This window comes from Thomasclavelia sp. (assembly GCF_047249845.1).
Classification (GTDB): Bacteria; Bacillota_I; Bacilli_A; order Erysipelotrichales; family Coprobacillaceae; genus Thomasclavelia.
The window spans coordinates 1-2,981 of the sequence record NZ_JBKTWO010000052.1 but is presented as its reverse complement, the minus strand read 5'-3'; the positions used below and the strand labels follow the sequence as shown (position 1 = coordinate 2,981).

The 2,981-nt window shown below is 30.4% G+C and carries 3 protein-coding genes and 1 pseudogene; 3 read left to right on the top strand and 1 reads right to left on the bottom strand.

What is annotated here, in order from left to right; translation table 11 throughout:
- Nucleotides 1-673 (top strand): annotated as a pseudogene (locus ACLR9T_RS11615) (hypothetical protein); the annotation flags it as partial.
- Between the two features lie 38 nt (nt 674-711).
- On the opposite strand, the gene ACLR9T_RS11610 reads toward ACLR9T_RS11615, so the two are convergent.
- Nucleotides 712-1,191, bottom strand: coding sequence for a putative ABC transporter permease (locus tag ACLR9T_RS11610; protein WP_413109685.1), 480 nt, complete (start codon nt 1,189-1,191; stop codon nt 712-714).
- Between the two features lie 274 nt (nt 1,192-1,465).
- Here ACLR9T_RS11610 and ACLR9T_RS11605 point away from each other — a divergent pair, with 274 nt between their 5' ends.
- Nucleotides 1,466-1,705: an IS110 family transposase gene (locus ACLR9T_RS11605; RefSeq protein WP_413109684.1), complete on the top strand. Its 240-nt coding sequence runs from the start codon at nt 1,466-1,468 to the stop codon at nt 1,703-1,705.
- 206 nt (nt 1,706-1,911) lie between these two features.
- Nucleotides 1,912-2,574, top strand: a complete 663-nt coding sequence (locus ACLR9T_RS11600) for a transposase (protein ID WP_413109683.1) — start codon at nt 1,912-1,914, stop codon at nt 2,572-2,574.
- Nucleotides 2,575-2,981 lie beyond the last annotated feature (407 nt).

Below are 2,981 nucleotides of genomic sequence, written 5' to 3'. Positions count from 1 at the left end.
AAATACTGGGGTAACAGGACCAACAGGACCAACAGGAAATACTGGGGTAACAGGAGCGACAGGGCCAACAGGAAATACTGGGGTAACAGGAGCGACAGGGCCAACAGGAAATACCGGGGTAACAGGAGCGACAGGGCCAACAGGAAATACTGGAGTAACAGGAGCGACAGGGGCTACAGGGCCAGCTGGAGAAGGATGTGCATCTTTGGGTGAACAAATATTGAATGGAGGTATGGAGAATTTTATAGGTAATTTACCAGTTTCATGGAATTCTACTACACCTACTAGTATAGGAAGTGTTAACCAAGCTGGACGTGTTCACAGTGGGAATTTATCTGTCAATATGCAAGATGGTTCGGATTTATATCAAGATGTTGATGATATACAAGTTGGATGTTATTATGTACTTTCGTTTTTTGCTCATGGTGAAGGACAACAGGTTGGGTTACGTGCGACAATAACATTCCTTGATGGTCAAAATAATCAGTTATCAACTGATCAACTAATTGTAAGAGAACAAGATTTAGTCAATTCAAATCGTTCATTTGGTTATTTTAGGCTTGTCAGTGAGGCTGCTCCAAGCGGTGCGGTAAAAGCAAGAATTACTTTTTATGTTGTTGCAGGAGGCGGCCAATCTATGGATTTGGATGATGTTTCTTTCATGGTGGCATAATGAGAAAAGCTATATTAGGTTAAAACTAATATAGCTTTTTAATGGTTGTTATAGTTATGATTATAAAATTGGTAAATAATAGATAGGACATATACTAGTGCAATTATATTTAATAAATTATAATTTAAATGAATTATAATATTATTGATAAATGGATCAATATAATTAACAAGAATAATTCCTAAAATGCCCCACATTAGACTATAAAACATGCATATTCTATTAGAATAATTATGTGGGATTTTAGAATAATTCCAAATTTCAATTTTAGAGTCTGTTACTAAAAAATAATGTGTTAGATATTCTAGTGCAGTACAGCAAACTAGGGAATAAAAAAAAGTATCAAAGTTGTTTTGATAATATGGTGTAGTTTTTAAAATTAATAAGGCGCCAAAACCATATAGTGGGATAAAAGGACCTTTTAATAAACCTGAAAAATATATTTTTCTATTTAATATAGATACATATACAGATTCCATAATAAAACCTAAAAATGTGTATATCGCAAATTTAATCATTGTTACCTGGTATATTATAAATGACTTATTTAACAGTCATTAATTAATATACCCACTCCTTTCTATCAACTTTTTAAACCGAAGTTGATGACGGTTATAATCTGTTATATTATTGAATTCGTGATTGTGGATTTGACTACTTTAGGAGGTTCTCACCACACCTTATTATTGATTAGTTAGATGAGTCCTTGAATTCATATTTTGAACCAGTTTATATGGTTTAAGGATCGTAGATAATACATCACATAATTTGTATTGAAAGGATGATATTATCATGAAACTTGTCAGAATTGACATTGGTAAAAACAAACACTCATTTGCCATAATAGATAAAGATGATGGCGAAATCTTAGTTAAACCAGATTTTTTTAATAATGATAAGGACGGTTATGAATCACGCTTATCATATTTAAGTAACTATCCTGAAGAAAGTGTTCTTATTGGAATGGAAGATACTGGTCATTACCATTTCAATTTATTAAAATATTTACTTCATAATATTCCCTTGCATTGATCAACCCAACTAAAGCTGATAAACTTGATATGCTTACTATTTGCGATATTTTATATCAACCAAAAAGTAAGAAAACATACAGAATAGCTAAATTAGACAAATTTGAATTATACGAACAACGTCAGTTGACCATAATCTTAAAGAAGAACTAAATGTTCTTAAAAATCGTTTGCAAAAATCTATTGATTTAGTGTTTCCTGAGTTTAATGATTTATAGTGTTCCATATATCAACATTTTAAAGATATTTTCTTCTGCTTCTAAAATAGCTTCAGCAGATATAAGATTAATTAGTAAATGTTTTGAAACAAATAAGAAAGGTAGACCTGTTGCTGAAAAATTAAAAGAAACTGCTAAAAATTCTATTGGATTTTCAACATATGCAGACGAACTTGAAATTAAGCAGCTCATTGCTCAAATTCAATTAATCGATGAACAAATATCTGAAATAGATAAAAAAATAGAAGAGTTTAGCGTTGAAACCAACTCTTCTATCATATCAATACCAGGAATATCTCATTTTTCTGGCACTTCTATTCTAGCGGAAATTGGTAATATAAACAACTATAATAAGGCTTCAAGATTAATGAAATTAGCAGGTGTCGTGCTTAAAACATATGAATCTAGTCAGTTTTCTGCACAACATACTGCTATAACGAAGAAAGGTTCCAAATACTTAAGGAAAACTTTATATCAGGTTATTGTGTCTGTTATTGAAAACAACGAAACATTTAAGGCTTATTACCAGCTGAAAAGAATCCAAGGCAAAAGCCATAGATACGCACAAGGCCATTGTGTTAGAAAGCTCTTAAGAATCAAATGTCATTTATTACAAACTGGAATGACATTTGATGCATCCAATTTGAGATAAATTTCAAAGTTCAAAAAAAGCATATCTATTATGTTTTTTTGTGCTGCAGTTTTTTACAAATCACTATTCACTTTTCAATGTACTATAATCAATAAGCTAACAAATCATTGATTTAACATGTTTCAAACTATTTCATAAAAATTACTTGATTTTTATATAGTTAGCTCCTGTAATATAATCTATGAAAATTATAAATAATTATGCAAAATTATATACAATAAGTATTTTTTTTAATAAAAAACAAATGCTAAAAACCATTATATTAAAATAATTGTAAATAAAATTTTTTGTCAAAAAAAATATTCAAACTATTGACGATTATATTTATATATGTTATTATGTTTGGGCAGTCGATTGATGGGCCTGTAGCTCAGTTGGTTAGAGCGCACCCCTGATAAGGGTGAGGT